The organism is Pelomonas lactea, from assembly GCF_043555885.1.
Classification (GTDB): domain Bacteria; phylum Pseudomonadota; class Gammaproteobacteria; order Burkholderiales; family Burkholderiaceae_C; genus Pelomonas; species Pelomonas lactea.
In genome coordinates this window covers 1-16,656 of the sequence record NZ_JBIGHX010000013.1, presented here as the reverse complement: position 1 = coordinate 16,656, position 16,656 = coordinate 1, and the positions used below count along the sequence as shown (strand labels likewise).

Below are 16,656 nucleotides of genomic sequence, written 5' to 3'. Positions count from 1 at the left end.
GGAGAGATTCACCATGCCCCTGCAAGTCGTCAACACCGCACAGCTCAAGTGCTCCATGGGCATGGCGCCCAGCATGCTGGTCGTGCTGCCCGTGCACATGACGATGTCCGGCAACCAGCCGGCGGCCAACATCATGGATCACCAGCCCATGGTCAACGTCCTGCCCTTTGGCATGTGCAAGAGCCTGGCCAACCCGACCGTCGCGGCGGCTACCGCCGCCGCGATGGGCACGCTGACCCCCATGCCCTGCATCCCCAACACGCCCGCGCCATGGGTGCCGGGGTCGGCGACCGTCCTGCTCGACAACGCGCCCGCGCTGAACAACGACTGCAAGCTCATGTGCATGTGGGCCGGTGTCATCGAGATCACGTCCGCGGGGCAGACCACGCACGTCATTCCGTGATCGGGTCGTCGGGCCTGCGTGCGATCATTCCACGGGGCTTCCCCCTGTCCGGTCGCCGGGCCCGCCGCGACCCACTTCGCTGGTTTGAATGATCACGCTCACCGTCACCCAGTTCAACGGCGCCCCGTATGCGGGTGCGCCCCTGTCCGCCAGCTTCGGGCCCGCCGGAGGTACCGTCGGCCGCGCCAACACCAACGCGCTGGTGCTGCCCGACCCCGAGAAGACCATCTCGCGGGTCCACGTCGAGGTGGTGTGCCGGGCCGGGCAGTTCCTGCTGATCGACCGCGGCAGCAACCCGGTTGCCATCAACGGCAACCTGCTCGCCCCCGGGCAGGAAGCCGTGGTGCAGGGCGGCGAGGAACTGCAGATCGGTGCCTACCTGCTGCGTGTCGATGCGGCCGTGCAGGCCCCACCGCCGCCGGCGCCGCGCGACGACCCCTTCGCCGCGCTGTTCGGCGCCGCCGCGGGCGCCGGCGGCGCGCGCGACCCGTTCGCCAACCCCTTCGCACCCCCACCGCCTCCCGCTGCGGCCGCCCCGTGGAGTGCTCCCGCGCCGCGGGCACCGGCCGCATCCGGACCGCCGGCCGGTGGGCAGATCCCGGACGACTGGGACCCCTTCGCCCCGCCCGGCGCGCCGGCGCCGCAGCCGCGCCAGGCCGGCGCTGCGTCCCTCGGGCGCGCTGAGGCCTCGCTGGACGGCCTGTTCGGCCTGTCGCCCGCGGGCGGCGGGCGGGACCCGCTGTTCGGCTCGCCCCTGTCCGGCCCCGTGTCCGCGCCCAACACCATGGCCGACGCCGACCCGCTGCGGGCCTTTGGGCTGGCGGCGCCAGTGCCGGACGCCAGCGAGGCGGACCGCGGCTCCGATCTCTACTCGCCCATGCCCCTGCCGCGCACCGCCCCGGCAGCGCGCATGCATCCCGCCGCGGTGCAGCCGGCTTCGCCGCCGGCCGACCTGGGCCTGGCCTGGGGCGACGACGCCAGCGCCAGCGGCGTGCGCACCATCGTCCGGCCGGTGGTGCCTCGGGCGCCGGCAGCGCCGTCGACGCCCGAGGCCGCCCGGCCAGTCGAGGCGCCCGTCGCGCGCGTGCCCGCGTCGGTTGAGGGCGGCGCGGAACTGCTCGCCGCGCTGCGCCGCGGCCTGGGCGTGGACGAGTCGCTGGACCTGCAGCTCAGCCCCGTGCTGATGGAACTGCTGGGCGGCCTGGTGCGCGAGTCGGTGCAGGGCAGCATCGACCTGCTGGTGGCGCGCGCCGCCCTCAAGCGCGAGGTCCGCGCCGAGGTCACCATCATCGCTGCCGCCGAGAACAACCCGCTCAAGTTCTCGCCCAGTGCCGATGTCGCGCTGCGCCACCTGCTGGGCCAGCCCGTGCGCGGCTTCATGCCGCCGCTGCCGGCGATGCGAGATGCCTTCGAGGACTTGCGCGCGCACCAGTTCGGTGTCATGGCCGGCATGAAGGCGGCGTTGGAAGGCGTGCTGGCCCGCTTCGAGCCGGCGCAACTGGAGTCCCGCCTCAGCCCGCCCGGCATGCTGGCCAGCCTGCTGCCGGCCAGCCGCAAGGCGCGCCTGTGGGAGCTGTTCAACGAACTCTTCCAGCAACTGCGCGGCGAAGCGTCGGATGATTTCCAGGAACTCTTCGGCCGCGCCTTCCTGCGCGCCTACGAACAGTACATCGATGAGTTGCACCGGAGCGCGCCGTGACCGAAGCCTCGGAGCCTGAGGGCCGTCCCATCCAGTTCGAACTCGGCATCCTGAGCCGGGTCGGCGGGCGCAGCAGCAACGAGGATGCCTGCGCCCACTGGAATGACGGCCACCGGCTGGCCTGCGTCGTCGCCGACGGCGCCGGCGGCCACGGCGGCGGCGACGTCGCCTCGCGGCTGGCCGTGCAATACCTCATCGAGCGCTACGCGCGCGGCGAACTGGACGAACTGGGCGGCATCGAGCCGGCGCTGCGCGCGGCCAGCGAGGAGATCCGCCGCCGCCGCGCCGACGCGCCGGGGCAGGCGCAGATGCACACCACCGTCGTGGGGCTGTTCGTCGACATGGCCACGATGGCGGCGACCTGGGGCCACGTGGGCGACTCGCGGCTGTACCTGTTCCGCTACGGCCAGCTGGCCCAGCGCACGTTGGATCACAGCACCGTGCAGGCGCTGATAGACGCCGGCCAGCTGCAGCAAGACGAGGTCGACGGCCATCCGCAGCGTAGCGAGCTCTACTGCGCGCTGGGTTCCGCCCCCGAGGATCTGGTGGCCGGCGTGGCGGCTGTGCCCTGGCGCATCGAGGTGGGTGATGCATTCCTGCTGTGCACCGACGGGTTCTGGGAATACCTGTCGCCCGAGATCCTGCAGCAGAGCCTGCAGGACGCCGACAACCCGCAGGAGTGGCTGGACGGGCTGGAGCAGCAGTTGCTGGCCGCCGTGGCCGCCAAGCCGCGGCACGACAACTACAGCGCGATCACGCTGTGGGCCAGCCCGGCACCGCGCTGAGCGGTGCGCGCGGCTGGCGGAGAACCTCTCAGCGGCCCAGCGTCACACGGCGGTTGTCGGCAGACGTGGGCGTGTCGGGCTTCAGCAGGTCCTTGGATCCCACGCCCGCCACGTCCAGCTTGCCGCCATCGGCGCCCTTGGACACCAGATAGCGGCGCACTTCCTCGGCGCGGCGCTGCGACAGCACGCGGTTGCCTTCCTCGGTGCCGGAGGCATCGGCGTGGCCGACGATGCGGATCGTGTAGGGCAGCGTGCGGTTGGCGCTCAGCACTTCGGCGAAGACGTCCAGTTGGCGCATCAGCGACTGCGGCAGCACGGCCGAGCCGAAAGCGAACGCGACGGCCGGCAGCGAGAACGTGACGGTGGGCTTCACGCCCATGCACTTGAAGCCGTTCTTGCGCAGCTCCTCGCAATGTTCCAGCGGGAACAGGCCTTCCTTGATGGTCTCGGCGTCCACCACGCCACTGCCGACGTCGACCACGCGGGCCTCGGTGCCGGCGGCTTGCGCCCACGCTGCCGTGCTGCCGGCCAGAGCGAGCGCAGCGACGACGCCCGTGATCGCGAAAGTGCGGATGTTCTTGACCATTTCCAACCCCCAAAAGCCGTCCTGAACCGGCGGCGTACAGCAACTGCGGATGGCTGACGCGTCGTTACACTGAGCGCGCAGCATTTCACGGATTTTCGCACCCACGGGCCCGGATGCAAGGTTGGTCATCCCCGATTTTGGGGGCGAAGCCGGCCAGTGATTGATGTGTCATGTCGGGGTGGCCGTGAGGGGAGGCCGCACCTGCCGTCTTCGAGCGCTTACTTGCGGGACAACTATCCATGACGTGGAACAACAGGGTGGTCTGGTCGGAGGGGATGTTTCTCCAGCCACAGCACTTCCAGCAGCACGACCGGCATCTGCACTGGCAGATGCGCCAGCGGCAGACGGCCCAGGCGGGCTACGGCTGGGGCTTCCGGGCGCTGGAGGTGGACCAGGCGGCGCTGGCCATGGGCAAGCTGGCGCTGCGAGCCGCGAGCGGGCTGATGCCGGACGGCACGCCCTTCGTCATGCCGGGGGACGACCCGCTGCCGGCGGCCATCGACGTGCCGGCCGATGCGCGCTCCGAGCTGTTCGTGCTGGCGCTGCCGCTGCAGCGCGAGGGCCTGGCCGAAACCGATGCCGAGGACGAGCCGCCCGCGCCGGGGCCGCGCTTTCGCGTGGCGGAGGCCGAGGTCAAGGACGGCAACACCATGGGCCGCGCCGCGCCGGTGCAGCTGGGGCGGCTGCAGCTGCGGCTGATGCGCGAGCGCGACGCCGGCGAGGCGTTCGCGACGCTGGGCGTGGTGCGCGTCATCGAGCGCCAGGCCGACAACCGCGTCGTGCTGGACGCGCAGTACATCCCGCCGCTGTTGCATGCGCCGGCGCATGGCGTGCCGGAGGGCTATGTCCGCGAGATCCTGGGGCTGCTGCACCAGCGCGGCGAGGCGCTGGCGGCGCTGATGGCGCAGCCGGGGCGCGCGGGGCTGGGCGAGATCGCCGATTTCCTGCTGCTCCAGACGGTCAACCGCTGGGAGCCGGTGTTCGCGCACCTGACGCGGCTGACGCTGCTGCACCCCGAGCGGCTCTACGAGGCGCTGCTGGGCCTGGCGGGCGACCTGGCCACGTTCCGCGGCAAGCGCCGGCCGCCGGCGTTCAGCGACTATGTGCACGACGACCTGGCGCTGACGCTGCGCGGCGTGATGGACGAGCTGCGCCAGGCGCTGTCGGATGTGCTGGAGCGCAATGTGCTGCCCATCGAGCTGCAGGACCGCAACTACGGCGTGCGCGTGGCGCTGATCCCGGACGTGGAACTGCAGCGCACGGCCAGCTTCGTGCTGGCCGTGGCGGCGCAGCTGCCGGGCGAGATCCTGCGCTCGCGCTTCCCGAACCAGATCAAGATCGGCCCGGTCGAGCGCATCCGCGACCTCGTCAACCTGCAGCTGCCGGGCGTCGCGCTGCGGGCGCTGCCGGTGGCGCCGCGCCAGATCCCGTACCACGCCGGCTACACGTACTTCGAGCTGGAGACGCGCCACAACGAGATGTGGAAGCTGCTGGAAAGCTCGGGCGGCCTGGCCATGCACATCGCCGGCGACTTCCCGGGGCTGGAGCTGGAGTTCTGGGCGATCCGCGGCCAGTAGGTCATCCGGGGTCATTAGCATCCGGCCCGCGCGAACGTGCGCGACTGGCCTGATTCGGGGGAGCAGAGATGTCAAACCAGGATGGGTTGCCCGACGATTCGTCGGAGAAGACCGTCATCAAGCCGTCGGCCGGGCGCATGGCGCGTGGCGGCGCGGCCCGGGCCCCGTTGCCGGAGTCGGCGGCCGAGCCGCTGGCGCTGGACGCCGTCATGCAGGCCGGGCTGGAGCCGCTGCTGGCCGCTGCCGCGCCGCTGCTGAACGCGGCGCCGGTCATCCGCAACACCGTCAGCCATGCCAACCCGCGCGCGCTGCGCCAGGGGCTGGCGGACGGCATCCGGCAGTTCGAGGCCCGTGCCCGCGCGGCCAGCGTGCCCAACGAGCAGGTCATCGCGGCGCGCTATGTGCTGTGCACGCTGCTGGACGAATCGGCCTCCAGCACGCCCTGGGGCGGCTCCGGCGTGTGGGCCGGGCAGAGCCTGCTGGTGGAGTTCCACAACGAGACCTTCGGCGGCGAGAAGGTGTTCCTGCTGATGTCCAAGCTGGCTGAGGACGTGCGCGGCAACCGGGCGCTGCTGGAGCTGATGTACGTCACGCTGGCCTTCGGCTTCGAGGGGCGCTACCGGCTGCTGCCCGACGGTCGCGGCCAGCTCGACACGGTGCGCCAGCGCCTGGCCGAGAAGCTGGCGCAGCCCGACGTGGCGCCCGGCAAGGACCTGAGCGCCCACTGGCAGCCCGCCGCCGGCGCGGCGCAGGTGCTGCGTGGCGGCTGGCCCGTGTGGGTGGTGGCCGCGGTGGTGGCGGGGCTGCTGCTGCTGCTGTTCGCGGTGTTCCGCTTCGCGACCAACGCCAATTCCGACCCGGTCTTCGACGACCTGCGCGCGCTGGACGTGCCCAAGGTGGCTGCCGCGACGCCGCCTGCGCCCCCGCCGCCGGCCCCCAAGCCGCGGCTGGCGACCTTCCTGGCCGCGGAGATCTCGCAGGGCCTGGTGGAGGTGCGCGACCTGGCCGACCGCTCCATCATCACGATCAAGGGCGACGGCTTCTTCGACCCCGGCAGTGCCGACGTCGCCAGCCGGGTGCGCCCGCTGCTGGACCGCATCACCGAGGCGCTGAACGACGTGCCCGGCCCGGTGCTCGTGACGGGCCACACCGACAGCCAGCCCATCCGCTCGCTGCAGTTCCCGTCCAACTGGCACCTGTCGCAGGCGCGGGCCCAGGCCGTCAAGGCGGTGCTGGACGCCAAGCTGGCCGCCGGCCGCGTGCGCGCCGAGGGGCGGGCCGATGCCGAGCCCGTCGACACCAACGAAGCCCCCGCCGGCCGCGCCCGCAACCGGCGCGTCGAGGTGACGCTGTTCGTCCCGGCCGCGTCCTGAGCTGAGAGGTTTTTGATGCAACCCCTGATCCGGTTCTTCCGACATCGCCTCACGCTGATGGTGCTGGGCCTGCTGTGCCTGAGCGCCGTCATCTGGTGGATAGGCCCGCTGGTGGCCATCGCCGACGTCCGGCCGCTGGCGCCCGCGTGGCTGCGGCTGCTGCTCATCCTCGGCGTCGTCGCCTTCTTCGCCGGCCGTGAGGGCTGGCGCGCCTGGCAGGCCCGCAAGGCCGAGCGCGCGCTGGCCGCCGCCCAGGAGCCGGCCGCGCCCGCCGCCACGCCGGCCGCCGACGCCGCCGAGCTGGCGGTGCTGAAGCAGCGCTTCGAGGAGGCCCTCAAGCTGCTGCGCCAGCGCCCGGGCCGCAGCTGGCTGGACCGCGGGCAGTCGGTCTACGACCTGCCCTGGTACATGTTCATCGGCGCACCTGGCTCGGGCAAGACGACGGCGCTGCAGCATTCCGGCCTGACGTTCCCGCTCGCCGCCAAGCTGGGGCAGGGCGCGGTGCAGGGCGTGGGCGGCACGCGCAACTGCGACTGGTGGTTCACCGAGCAGGCCGTGCTCATCGACACCGCGGGCCGCTACACGACGCAGCAGTCCGACGCGGCCGCGGACGCCGCCGGCTGGCTGAACTTCCTGAAGCTGCTGCGCCGCCACCGGCCGCGCCGGCCGCTCAACGGCGTGCTGCTGACGCTCAGCGTGCCTGAGCTGCTGCAGCGCAACGAGGCCGCCCGCGCCGCCCATGCCGCCCACCTGCGCGCGCGGCTGCAGGAGCTCAACGAGCAGCTGGGCCTGCGGCTGCCGGTGTACGTGCTGGTCACCAAGGCCGACCTGATCGCCGGCTTCAACGAGACCTTCGGCCAGCTGGGCCGCGACGAGCGCGAGCAGGCGCTGGGCTTCACGGTGGACCTGGACCCACAGGCCAAGGTGGCCGCGGCGCTGAGCGCCGTCAACGCCGGCATCGGCGCGCTGACGCAGCGGCTGCAGGCGCAGGTCGTGCCGGTCATGCAGACCGAAGCGCAGCCGCTGCGGCGCGCGGCCATCTTCGCGTTCCCGCAGCAGTTCGACGGCGTGCGCAGCCTGTTGATGGAGACGCTGGGCCAGGTGTTCGACGGCGGCGGCGGCTTCGAGGAGCGCATGCTGCTGCGCGGTGTCTATTTCGCCAGCGGCACGCAGGAGGGCACGCCCATCGACCGCGTCATGGGTGCGCTGGCGCGCAGCTACGGCGTGGAGCGCCCGCTGCCGGCGCTGGCCGGCACGCCCAAGAGCTTCTTCCTGCTGCGCGTGCTGCGCGACGTGGTGTTTGCCGAGGCGGGCCTTGCCGGCCTGAACCGCCGTGCCGAGGCCACCCGGCGCCTGCTGCGCACCGGCAGCTTCGCGGCGCTGGGGCTGGTGGGCGTGGGCCTGGTGGCCGGCTGGACCGTCAGCGCGCTGCGCAACAAGAGCTACGCGCTGGCAGTGGACGACAAGCTGCCGGCGCTGCGCCAGGCGCTGGCCGCCGTGCCGCCGCCCGGCAGTGCCGACCTGGGCGGGTTGCTGAATGCGCTCAACGCGCTGCGCGACGCGGCCCAGCCGCAGGGCTGGTCGCTGCGGGACCCGCCGCTGAGCCACGGCCTGGGCCTGTACCAGGGCGACAAGCTGGACGCCGGCGCCCGCATCGCCTACGAGCGCGTGCTGCAGAACGCGCTGCTGCCCCGCGTGGCGCAGCGCACCGACGAGCTGCTGCGCAGCGCCAGCCGCAGCAACCTGGAGTTCGCCTACGAGGCGCTCAAGGCCTACCTGGTGCTGCGCACGCCGCAGCGCTTCGACGCCGACACGCTGAAGGCCTGGATCGCGCTGGACTGGGAGCAGAACCAGGGCCGCCAGCTGTCCGCCGAGCAGCGCCAGCAGCTGGAGGCGCATCTGGACGCGCTGCTGGCGCTGGGCGCGCCGCTGCAGCCGCCCGCCAGCGACGCGGCGCTGGTGGGCTCGGTGCGCGACATGCTGGCGCAGATCCCGACCGAGGTGCGCCTGTACGGCCGCCTCAAGCGCCAGCGCATGGGCGCGGACATCCCCGACTTCAGCGTCGTCAGCGCGGCCGGCTCCACGGCCGCCCAGGTGTTCGAGCGCGCCAGCGGCGAGCCGCTGACCAAGGGCGTGCCGGGGCTGTTCACCCGCGACGGCTATCACAAGGGCTTCAAGGCCGCGCTGGCCCGCGCCGGCACGCAGCTGCAGGCCGAGGAGGTCTGGGTGCTGGGCCTGCCGCCGGAGCGCTCGCGGCTGGCCTTGCCAGGCGGCGTGGGCGGGCAGGACGCCGTGTCGCAGGCCGTGCGCCGGCTCTACCTGGAGGACTACATCAAGGTCTGGGACGCCTACCTGGCCGACGTGCGCCTGGTGCGCATGGGCGGGCTGGAGCGCAACGTGCAGATCGCGCGCACGCTGGCGGCGCCGGACTCGCCGCTGATGCGCTACGTGCGCGCGGCCGCCAAGGAGACCTCGCTGGTCGACTCCGGCGGCCCGGCGGCCAGCCTGGCGCAGAAGATCGACGAGAAGGCCGCCAGCGCCAAGAAGGAGATCGCCGCGCTGATCGGCGCCGGCGACGCCGCGCCCAGCGGCCCGACGGCCAAGCCCGAGCAGTTCGTCGACGACCACTTCGCGCCGCTGCGCCGCCTCGTCGAGGGCACGCCGCCGCCGCTGGACGAGGTGCAGAAGAAGTTCAACGAGGTCTATGTGCAGCTGGCCGCCGTGGAGGCTGCGCAGAAGAGCAAGTCGCCGCCGCCGCCCACCGGCACGGCCGAGCGGCTCAAGGCCGAGGCCGGGCTCAACCCCGAGCCCATCCGCTCCATGCTGGAGGCGCTGGCCGACGCCGGCGTGGCGCAGAGCCGCAACGCCGAGCGCCAGACGCTGACCAGCGACCTCAAGCCCATCACCGAGTTCTGCCAGCGCAGCGTGGCCGGCCGCTACCCGTTCGCGGCCGGCGCCCAGGGCGACGTGCCGGTGGAGGACTTCGCCCAGCTGTTCGGCCAGGGCGGGCAGCTGCAGGAGTTCTTCGACCGCCGCCTGGCCGCGCTGGTGGACACCGGCACCACGCCGTGGAGCTACCGCCCGCTGTCCGACGGCGCCAAGCCGGCCGCCGCCGCGGCGCTGGCCGACTTCCAGCGTGCGGCGCGCATCCGCGAGGTGTTCTTCCGCAGCGGCGGTAAGACGCCCGGCTTCCGGCTGGACATGCGCCTCGCGGAGGTGTCGGACGGCGTCAAGGAGGTGACGCTGGACTGGGACGGCCAGGTCAGCCGCTTTGCCGGCGCCGGCAGCTCGGCGCCGCTGAGCTGGCCCAGCAGCCGCGTGGCGTCCACGCTCAAGCTCAGCCTGGGCGGCGCGGTGGCCAGCTTCGAGGGGCCGTGGGCGCTGTTCCGCATGTTCGACCGCTTCGAGGTGCAGCCCGGCGCGCAGCCCGAGAAGTTCTCGGTCACCGTGAACCTGGACGGCAAGCGCGCCCGCTTCGAGGTGACGGCCAGCACCGTCTTCAACCCTTTCCGCCTGCGCGAGATGCAGCAGTTCCGCTGCCCCGGTGCGCTGTGACGGTGGCCGCATGACGACGCCGGCGCGCTGGCTGGGCTTCTTCGGCAAGCTGCCGGCCCAGGCCGATTTCGTCGGCCGCGGCCTGCCGCCCGACGTGCAGGCCGCCTTCGACGAGGCCCTGAGCCAGTGGCTGGCCCGGCGCCGCGCCGACGACGCCGCCGGCTGGCTGCAGGCCTACCTGGACAGCCCGGCCTGGCGCTTCGTCTGGCCCGCCGGCAGCGGCCCCGGCGCACTGGCCGGGCAGGACTGCGCCGGCGTGCTGCTGCCGTCGGTCGACGCCGTGGGGCGCTACTTCCCGCTGCTGCTGGCCGTGGGCCTGCCGCCGGGCAGCCTGCCGGCGCAGCCGCTGGGCGAGCTGCTGGAGCGGCTGGCCGCGCTGGAGGCGCTGGGCTTCCAGGCGCTGGACGAGGAATGGCAGCCCGACGCGCTGCAGGCGGCGCTGGCCGAGGTGCCGCTGGCCGCCTGGCCCGTCGTGCCTGAAGTGGCGGCCGTCGAGGGCGATCTCGCCGCCGACTGGCCGGCGGCCGACCTCGTGACGGGCCTGGACGCGCTCGCGCGGCGGGCCTGGCTGGCGCAGCAGGCCGGGCAGGCGTTCTGGTGGTCGCACACCGAGGCCTGGCGGCCCTGCCTGCTGAGCACGCCGGGCGTGCTGGGCGACGACCTGCCGGGCCGGCTGTTCGGCCTGCAGGGGCTGGCCGCGGCCGACCTGCCGTTAAGCTCCGGGCAATGACCCCCGCCGACCCCTTGTCGCCCGACGAAGAAGACAAGACCCGCATCGTGCCGGGCGGCCGCCCGCACCTGCCCGCCGCCGCCGACGCCACCCGGCTGGAGCCGCGCGAGGACCGCACCGTCTACGAGCCGCGCGACGACCGCACGGTCTTCGAGCCGCGTGCCAGTACACCTCCGCCGCCTCCGCCTCCGCCACCACCACCGCCTGTGCAGGCGCCCGCACCCGCCGCGACGCTGCCCAGCGGCGCCGGTGGCAATGCGTTGCCGCCGGGCACGCGGCTGGGCGAGTTCGAGCTGCAGCGCGTGCTGGGGGAGGGCGGCTTCGGCATCGTCTACCTGGCCTGGGACTCCATGCTGGAGCGGCGCGTCGCGGTCAAGGAATACATGCCCTCGTCGCTGGCTTCGCGGGCCGGCAGCAGCACCCAGGTCTACGTCAAGTCCGAGCGCTACCGTGAGACCTTCGAGCTGGGCCTGAAGAGCTTCATCAAGGAAGCCAAGACGCTGGCGCAGTTCGACCACCCATCGCTGGTCAAGGTCTACCGCTACTGGGAGGCGCACGGCACCGCCTACATGGCCATGCCGTTCTACGAGGGCCGCACGCTCAAGGACGAGCTGATGGCCAACGGCCTGCCCAGCGAGGCCTGGCTGATGGCCATGCTGGACCCGCTGACCGAGGCGCTGCGCGTCGTGCACGGCGAGCAGTGGTACCACCGCGACATCGCGCCCGACAACATCATGCTGCTGGCCGGCAGCGGGCGGCCGCTGCTGCTGGACTTCGGCGCCGCGCGGCGTGTCATCGGCGACATGACCCAGGCGCTGACGGTCATCCTGAAGCCCGGCTACGCGCCGCTGGAGCAGTACGCCGAAGTGCCCGACATGCGCCAGGGCCCGTGGACCGACATCTACGCGCTGTGCGCGGTGCTGTACTACGCCATCGCCGGCAAGACGCCGCCGCCGGCCGTGGGCCGCATGCTCAACGACACGCTGGTGCCGCTGACGTCCATGGCCTCGCTGCCGGCCGGGCGCCACAGCCAGCGGCTGCTGCAGGCCGTCATGGCCGGCCTGAGCGTCAGGCCCGAGGACCGCACGCAGAACATCGACGAGTTCCGGCGCCAGATCGGGCTGGACGGCGGTGTGCCGGCGCCCGCGCCGACGGCCTCCGCCGCCCGGTCCGCACCGCCGCCCGCTGCTGGCGCCCGGCCGGCCGCGGCGCCGCAACCCGCCCCGGCCGTGCTGCCGGCGCCCGCCGGTGCCTCCGGCCGGCGCCTGTGGGTGGCCGCCGCCGGCGTGGCCGGCCTGGCCGCGGTGGGCGGCGGCCTGTACGCCGTGCTGTCGCCCAGCCGCGCGCGGCGCAGCGACGCCGCCCCCGACCTGGCCGCCTCGGCCGCGCTGCCGCCGGCAGCCGCGGCGCCGGCGCCCGTGCCGGCGCAGGCCCCCGCGCCCGCCGCCAGTCCGCGCGACGCGCTGGCCGCGCGCCTGCGCGAGATCTACGAACAGCGCGACCCGGCCGTCACGGCCCAGCTGCAGCTGTCCAGCCCCCGGCTGGTCGTCGACCGCGACAGCCTGACCTTCAGCTTCACGCCCAGCACCGAGTCCTACGCCTACCTGCTGTTCCTCGACCAGGAGGGCGCGCTGAACCTGATCTTCCCGAGCTACGGCTTCGAGTCCAACCAGGTCAAGGCCGGGCAGAAGATCGACATGCCCAAGGGCGTGGCGCTGGCGCCGTCCGCGCCGGCCGGCACCTGGTCGTTCCTGCTGCTGCTGTCGCGCTACCCGCGCGATTTCTCCCGCTTCGGCCAGCACAGCGCCAAGAACTACGGCTGGCTGCCCATCACCGGCGACACCAGCGCCGCCATCATCGGCGCGCCGCTGTGCCGCAGCGGCGACTGCCGCGACTCCTACGGGGCGCTCTGGTTCGAGACCCAGGTGGTGACGTCATGACGGCGCGCGCCGTGCTGGACACGCAGATCGTGCTCGACTGGCTGCTGTTCGACGACCCCGCCATCCAGCCGCTGGCCACCCAGATCCGCGAAGGCGCGCTGGAATGGGTGGCCGAGCCCGGCGGGCTCGACGAGCTGCGCCACGTGCTGGGCCGCGACGCGCTGGCGCGCTACCAGCCCGACGTCGCCGCCATCGATGCCGCCATCGCCGCGCGCTGCCGCGTGGTCGACACGCCACGGCTGCCGCCGCACGGCCTGGTCTGCCGGGACCGGGACGACCAGCGCTTCATCGACCTCGCGCTGGCCATCGGCGCAACCTATCTGTTCTCCCGAGACCGTGCCGTGCTGGCGCTGGCCCGGCGCGCGCGGCCCATGGGGCTGACCATCGTCAGCCCCGCTCGCTGGGTCGCTCCGGCGGTAGCCCTGCCCGGCTGAGCCCGGCCGCGCCAGCCGACCGAAAAGCCCAGGGCTTGCCCGTTTGGACCTGCGCAGCCTACAATCGCCGGCTCTTCGCCTTTTGGGCGCTGCATTGCTGCGCGCCTGAAAAGCGAAGTTCACTGACTTCAAACGGGAACAAGTCGTTTTATGCCAACCATCAATCAACTCGTGCGCCAAGGCCGTGAAGCCGAAGTCACGAAGTCCAAGTCGCCTGCGATGCAGAACTGCCCGCAGCGCCGCGGTGTCTGCACCCGCGTCTACACCACCACGCCGAAGAAGCCGAACTCGGCTCTGCGTAAGGTCGCCAAGGTGCGCCTGACCAACGGTTTCGAGGTCATCTCCTACATCGGCGGTGAAGGCCACAACCTGCAAGAGCACAGCGTCGTGCTGGTGCGCGGCGGCCGGGTGAAGGACCTGCCCGGTGTGCGTTACCACATCGTCCGTGGCTCCCTTGACCTGCAAGGCGTCAAGGACCGCAAGCAGGCCCGTTCCAAGTACGGTGCCAAGCGTCCGAAGAAGTAAATCGTCTGTTCGGGCTCAGCTTTGTAGCTGACCCAGCGTTGTTGCGGTCGCTGATTCACAGTGGACCGAGTAAGTGGATAAACCCCAGATGTCGGTGGTTGTCCAGCGGAGTCAGGCAATCAAGCCGTCTCCAACTGAAGAAAAAGGAAGAGTGCCATGCCACGTCGTCGCGAAGTACCCAAGCGCGAAATCCTGCCGGATCCCAAGTTCGGTTCCGTCGATCTGTCCAAGTTCATGAACGTCATCATGGAATCGGGCAAGAAGGCTGTTGCCGAGCGCATCATCTACGGTGCCCTGGAGCAGGTCGAGAAGAAGATCGGCAAGGACCCGCTGGAAGTGTTCATGGTCGCCCTGAACAACGTGAAGCCCATGGTTGAAGTGAAGTCCCGCCGTGTCGGCGGTGCGAACTACCAAGTTCCCGTGGAAGTTCGCCCCGTCCGCCGGATGGCTCTCGCCATGCGCTGGTTGAAGGAATCCGCTCGCAAGCGCGGTGAGAAGTCGATGGCCCAACGCCTGGCCAATGAACTGCTGGAGGCCGCTGAAGGCCGCGGCGGCGCGATGAAGAAGCGCGACGAAGTTCACCGCATGGCAGAAGCCAACAAGGCGTTCTCGCACTTCCGCTTCTAAACTCATCGTCTTTCGGCCGCCTCGGGTTTCTACCAACCCGCTGGCGGCTCCTGCCTTCTGGAGCAAACCATGGCCCGCAAAACCCCCATCGAGCGCTACCGCAACATCGGTATCTCCGCGCACATCGATGCCGGCAAGACCACCACGACCGAGCGCATCCTCTACTACACCGGTGTGAACCACAAGATCGGTGAAGTGCACGACGGCGCCGCCACGATGGACTGGATGGAGCAGGAGCAGGAGCGCGGCATCACGATCACGTCGGCTGCCACGACCTGCTTCTGGAAGGGCATGGACATGTCCTACCCCGAGCACCGCTTCAACATCATCGACACCCCCGGACACGTGGACTTCACCATCGAGGTGGAGCGTTCCATGCGCGTGCTGGACGGCGCCTGCATGGTGTACTGCGCCGTGGGTGGCGTGCAGCCCCAGTCGGAAACCGTCTGGCGCCAGGCCAACAAGTACAAGGTGCCCCGCCTCGCGTTCGTCAACAAGATGGACCGCACCGGCGCGAACTTCTTCAAGGTCGTGGACCAGATGAAGACCCGCCTGAAGGCCAACCCCGTGCCCGTGGTCATTCCCATCGGCGCCGAGGAAAACTTCAAGGGCGTGGTGGACCTCTTCAAGATGAAGGCCATCATCTGGGACGAAGCGTCCCAGGGCATGAAGTTCACCTTCGAAGACATCCCCGCTGACCTGGTCGAAGTGGCCCAGGAATGGCGCGAGAAGATGGTCGAGGCCGCCGCCGAAGCCACCGAAGAACTGATGAACAAGTACCTCGAGACGGGCGACCTGACCGAGGAGGAAATCAAGGTTGCCATCCGTCAGCGCACCATCGCGACGGAAATCCAGCCGATGCTGTGCGGCACCGCGTTCAAGAACAAGGGCGTGCAGCGCATGCTGGACGCCGTCATCGACTTCCTGCCGTCGCCGCTGGACATCCCGCCGGTCTCGGGCACGGACGAAGACGACCAGCCGATCACGCGTCAGCGTACCGACGAGGAGAAGTTCTCGGCGCTGGCCTTCAAGCTGATGACCGACCCCTATGTCGGCCAGCTGACTTTCGTTCGCGTGTATTCGGGCGTGCTGCAGTCGGGCGCGACCGTCTACAACCCGATTCGCGGCAAGAAGGAGCGCATCGGCCGGATCCTGCAGATGCACGCCAACCAGCGTGAAGAAATCAAGGAAATTCTGGCCGGCGACATCGCCGCCTGCGTGGGCCTGAAGGACGTCACCACGGGCGAAACCCTGTGCGACCCCGAAAGCGTCATCACGCTGGAAAAGATGATCTTCCCTGAGCCCGTGATCTCGCAGGCCGTCGAGCCCAAGACCAAGGCCGACCAGGAAAAGATGGGCCTGGCGCTGGGTCGCCTGGCTGCGGAAGACCCGTCCTTCCGTCTGCGTACCGACGAAGAGTCCGGCCAGACCATCATCTCCGGCATGGGCGAGCTGCACCTGGAAATCATCGTCGACCGCATGAAGCGCGAGTTCGGTGTGGAAGCCAACGTTGGCAAGCCGCAGGTGGCCTACCGCGAAACCATCCGCAAGACCGCGACCGACGTCGAAGGCAAGTTCGTTCGCCAGTCCGGTGGTAAGGGCCAGTACGGTCACGTGGTGCTGACGCTCGAGCCGCAAGAGCCGGGCAAGGGCTTCGAGTTCGTCGACGCCATCAAGGGCGGTGTGGTTCCTCGCGAATACATCCCGGCCGTGGAAAAGGGCATCATCGACACGCTGCCGAACGGCGTGCTGGCCGGCTTCCCGGTCGTCGACGTCAAGGCGACGCTGACCTTCGGTTCGTACCACGACGTGGACTCGAACGAAAACGCGTTCAAGATGGCCGCCTCCATGGGCTTCAAGGAAGCCATGCGTCGCGCCAGCCCCGTCATCCTCGAGCCGATGATGGCCGTGGAAGTCGAGACGCCGGAAGACTACGCCGGTACCGTCATGGGCGACCTGTCCAGCCGTCGCGGCATGGTGCAGGGCATGGACGACATGGTCGGCGGCGGCAAGGTCATCAAGGCCGAAGTCCCGCTGAGCGAAATGTTCGGCTACTCCACGTCGCTGCGCTCGGCCACGCAAGGCCGCGCGACCTACACGATGGAGTTCAAGCACTACGCCGAAGCGCCCAAGAACGTTGCCGACGCCATCATCCTGGCGCGCGGCAAGAACTGATCCGCTTCTAAAGAATCGTCTTCGTAGCGGCCCGCCCGCTTCGCCAGTCGGCGGGAACCACGGGTGCTACGGAAACGCTAAACCAACAGACTGGCGATCCGCTCTTTTCGGAGAATAGAAATGGCAAAAGGCAAGTTTGAACGGACCAAGCCGCACGTGAACGTGGGCACGATCGGTCACGTCGACCACGGCAAGACCACGCTGACGGCTGCAATCGCGACCGTGCTGTCCAAGAAGTTCGGTGGCG

The 16,656-nt window shown here is 70.8% G+C and carries 14 protein-coding genes; 13 read left to right on the top strand and 1 reads right to left on the bottom strand.

From position 1 onward, the window contains the following. Positions 1–13 precede the first annotated feature (13 nt). The 3 genes from ACG04Q_RS25170 (at position 14) to ACG04Q_RS25160 (ending at position 2,887) form a co-directional block, all read left to right on the top strand. Positions 14–403, top strand: a complete 390-nt coding sequence (locus tag ACG04Q_RS25170) for a DUF4280 domain-containing protein (protein WP_394514578.1) — start codon at positions 14–16, stop codon at positions 401–403. Positions 404–491: 88 nt separating this feature from the next. After that, positions 492–2,102 (top strand): type VI secretion system-associated FHA domain protein TagH, encoded by a 1,611-nt coding sequence (gene tagH / locus ACG04Q_RS25165; protein ID WP_394514576.1) that lies wholly within the window; start codon positions 492–494, stop codon positions 2,100–2,102. Beyond that, complete coding sequence (locus ACG04Q_RS25160) at positions 2,099–2,887, top strand: PP2C family protein-serine/threonine phosphatase (protein WP_394514574.1); 789 nt, start codon at positions 2,099–2,101, stop codon at positions 2,885–2,887. The genes tagH and ACG04Q_RS25160 overlap by 4 nt, the downstream gene beginning before the upstream one ends. Positions 2,888–2,915: 28 nt before the next feature. On the opposite strand, the gene ACG04Q_RS25155 is transcribed toward ACG04Q_RS25160, so the two are convergent. Continuing rightward, positions 2,916–3,473: an OmpA family protein gene (locus ACG04Q_RS25155; protein ID WP_394514572.1), complete on the bottom strand. Its 558-nt coding sequence runs from the start codon at positions 3,471–3,473 to the stop codon at positions 2,916–2,918. A 239-nt stretch (positions 3,474–3,712) separates the two neighbouring features. Between ACG04Q_RS25155 and tssK the strand changes: the two genes are divergently transcribed. From tssK to ACG04Q_RS25105, 10 genes are all read left to right on the top strand, one after another. Next, positions 3,713–5,050 (top strand): type VI secretion system baseplate subunit TssK, encoded by a 1,338-nt coding sequence (gene tssK / locus ACG04Q_RS25150; protein ID WP_394514570.1) that lies wholly within the window; start codon positions 3,713–3,715, stop codon positions 5,048–5,050. 68 nt (positions 5,051–5,118) lie between these two features. Beyond that, the gene (locus ACG04Q_RS25145; RefSeq protein ID WP_394514568.1) at positions 5,119–6,423 is read left to right on the top strand and encodes a DotU family type VI secretion system protein; all 1,305 of its coding nucleotides are present in this window, start codon (positions 5,119–5,121) and stop codon (positions 6,421–6,423) included. Positions 6,424–6,438: 15 nt separating this feature from the next. Next, a complete protein-coding gene (tssM, locus tag ACG04Q_RS25140) occupies positions 6,439–9,978 on the top strand; it encodes a type VI secretion system membrane subunit TssM (protein ID WP_394514566.1) in 3,540 nt (1,179 codons plus the stop codon). Positions 9,979–9,988: 10 nt separating this feature from the next. Continuing rightward, positions 9,989–10,708 (top strand): type VI secretion system-associated protein TagF, encoded by a 720-nt coding sequence (gene tagF, locus ACG04Q_RS25135; protein WP_394514564.1) that lies wholly within the window; start codon positions 9,989–9,991, stop codon positions 10,706–10,708. Next, the gene (locus tag ACG04Q_RS25130) at positions 10,705–12,648 is read left to right on the top strand and encodes a serine/threonine protein kinase (RefSeq protein WP_394514562.1); all 1,944 of its coding nucleotides are present in this window, start codon (positions 10,705–10,707) and stop codon (positions 12,646–12,648) included. The genes tagF and ACG04Q_RS25130 overlap by 4 nt, the downstream gene beginning before the upstream one ends. Then, on the top strand, positions 12,645–13,082 hold the full coding sequence (locus tag ACG04Q_RS25125; RefSeq protein ID WP_394514560.1) for a putative toxin-antitoxin system toxin component, PIN family: 438 nt from the start codon (positions 12,645–12,647) through the stop codon (positions 13,080–13,082). Before ACG04Q_RS25130 ends, ACG04Q_RS25125 begins: the two co-directional genes overlap by 4 nt. Positions 13,083–13,232: 150 nt before the next feature. Continuing rightward, on the top strand, positions 13,233–13,607 hold the full coding sequence (gene rpsL / locus ACG04Q_RS25120; protein ID WP_233395045.1) for a 30S ribosomal protein S12: 375 nt from the start codon (positions 13,233–13,235) through the stop codon (positions 13,605–13,607). Positions 13,608–13,763: 156 nt separating this feature from the next. Continuing rightward, complete coding sequence (gene rpsG / locus ACG04Q_RS25115) at positions 13,764–14,234, top strand: 30S ribosomal protein S7 (protein WP_056194782.1); 471 nt, start codon at positions 13,764–13,766, stop codon at positions 14,232–14,234. Positions 14,235–14,303: 69 nt separating this feature from the next. Further along, positions 14,304–16,409, top strand: coding sequence for an elongation factor G (fusA, locus tag ACG04Q_RS25110; protein ID WP_394514557.1), 2,106 nt, complete (start codon positions 14,304–14,306; stop codon positions 16,407–16,409). A 120-nt stretch (positions 16,410–16,529) separates the two neighbouring features. Further along, positions 16,530–16,656: GTP-binding protein (locus ACG04Q_RS25105; protein WP_229427325.1), on the top strand; the 127-nt coding region annotated here is incomplete at its 3' end.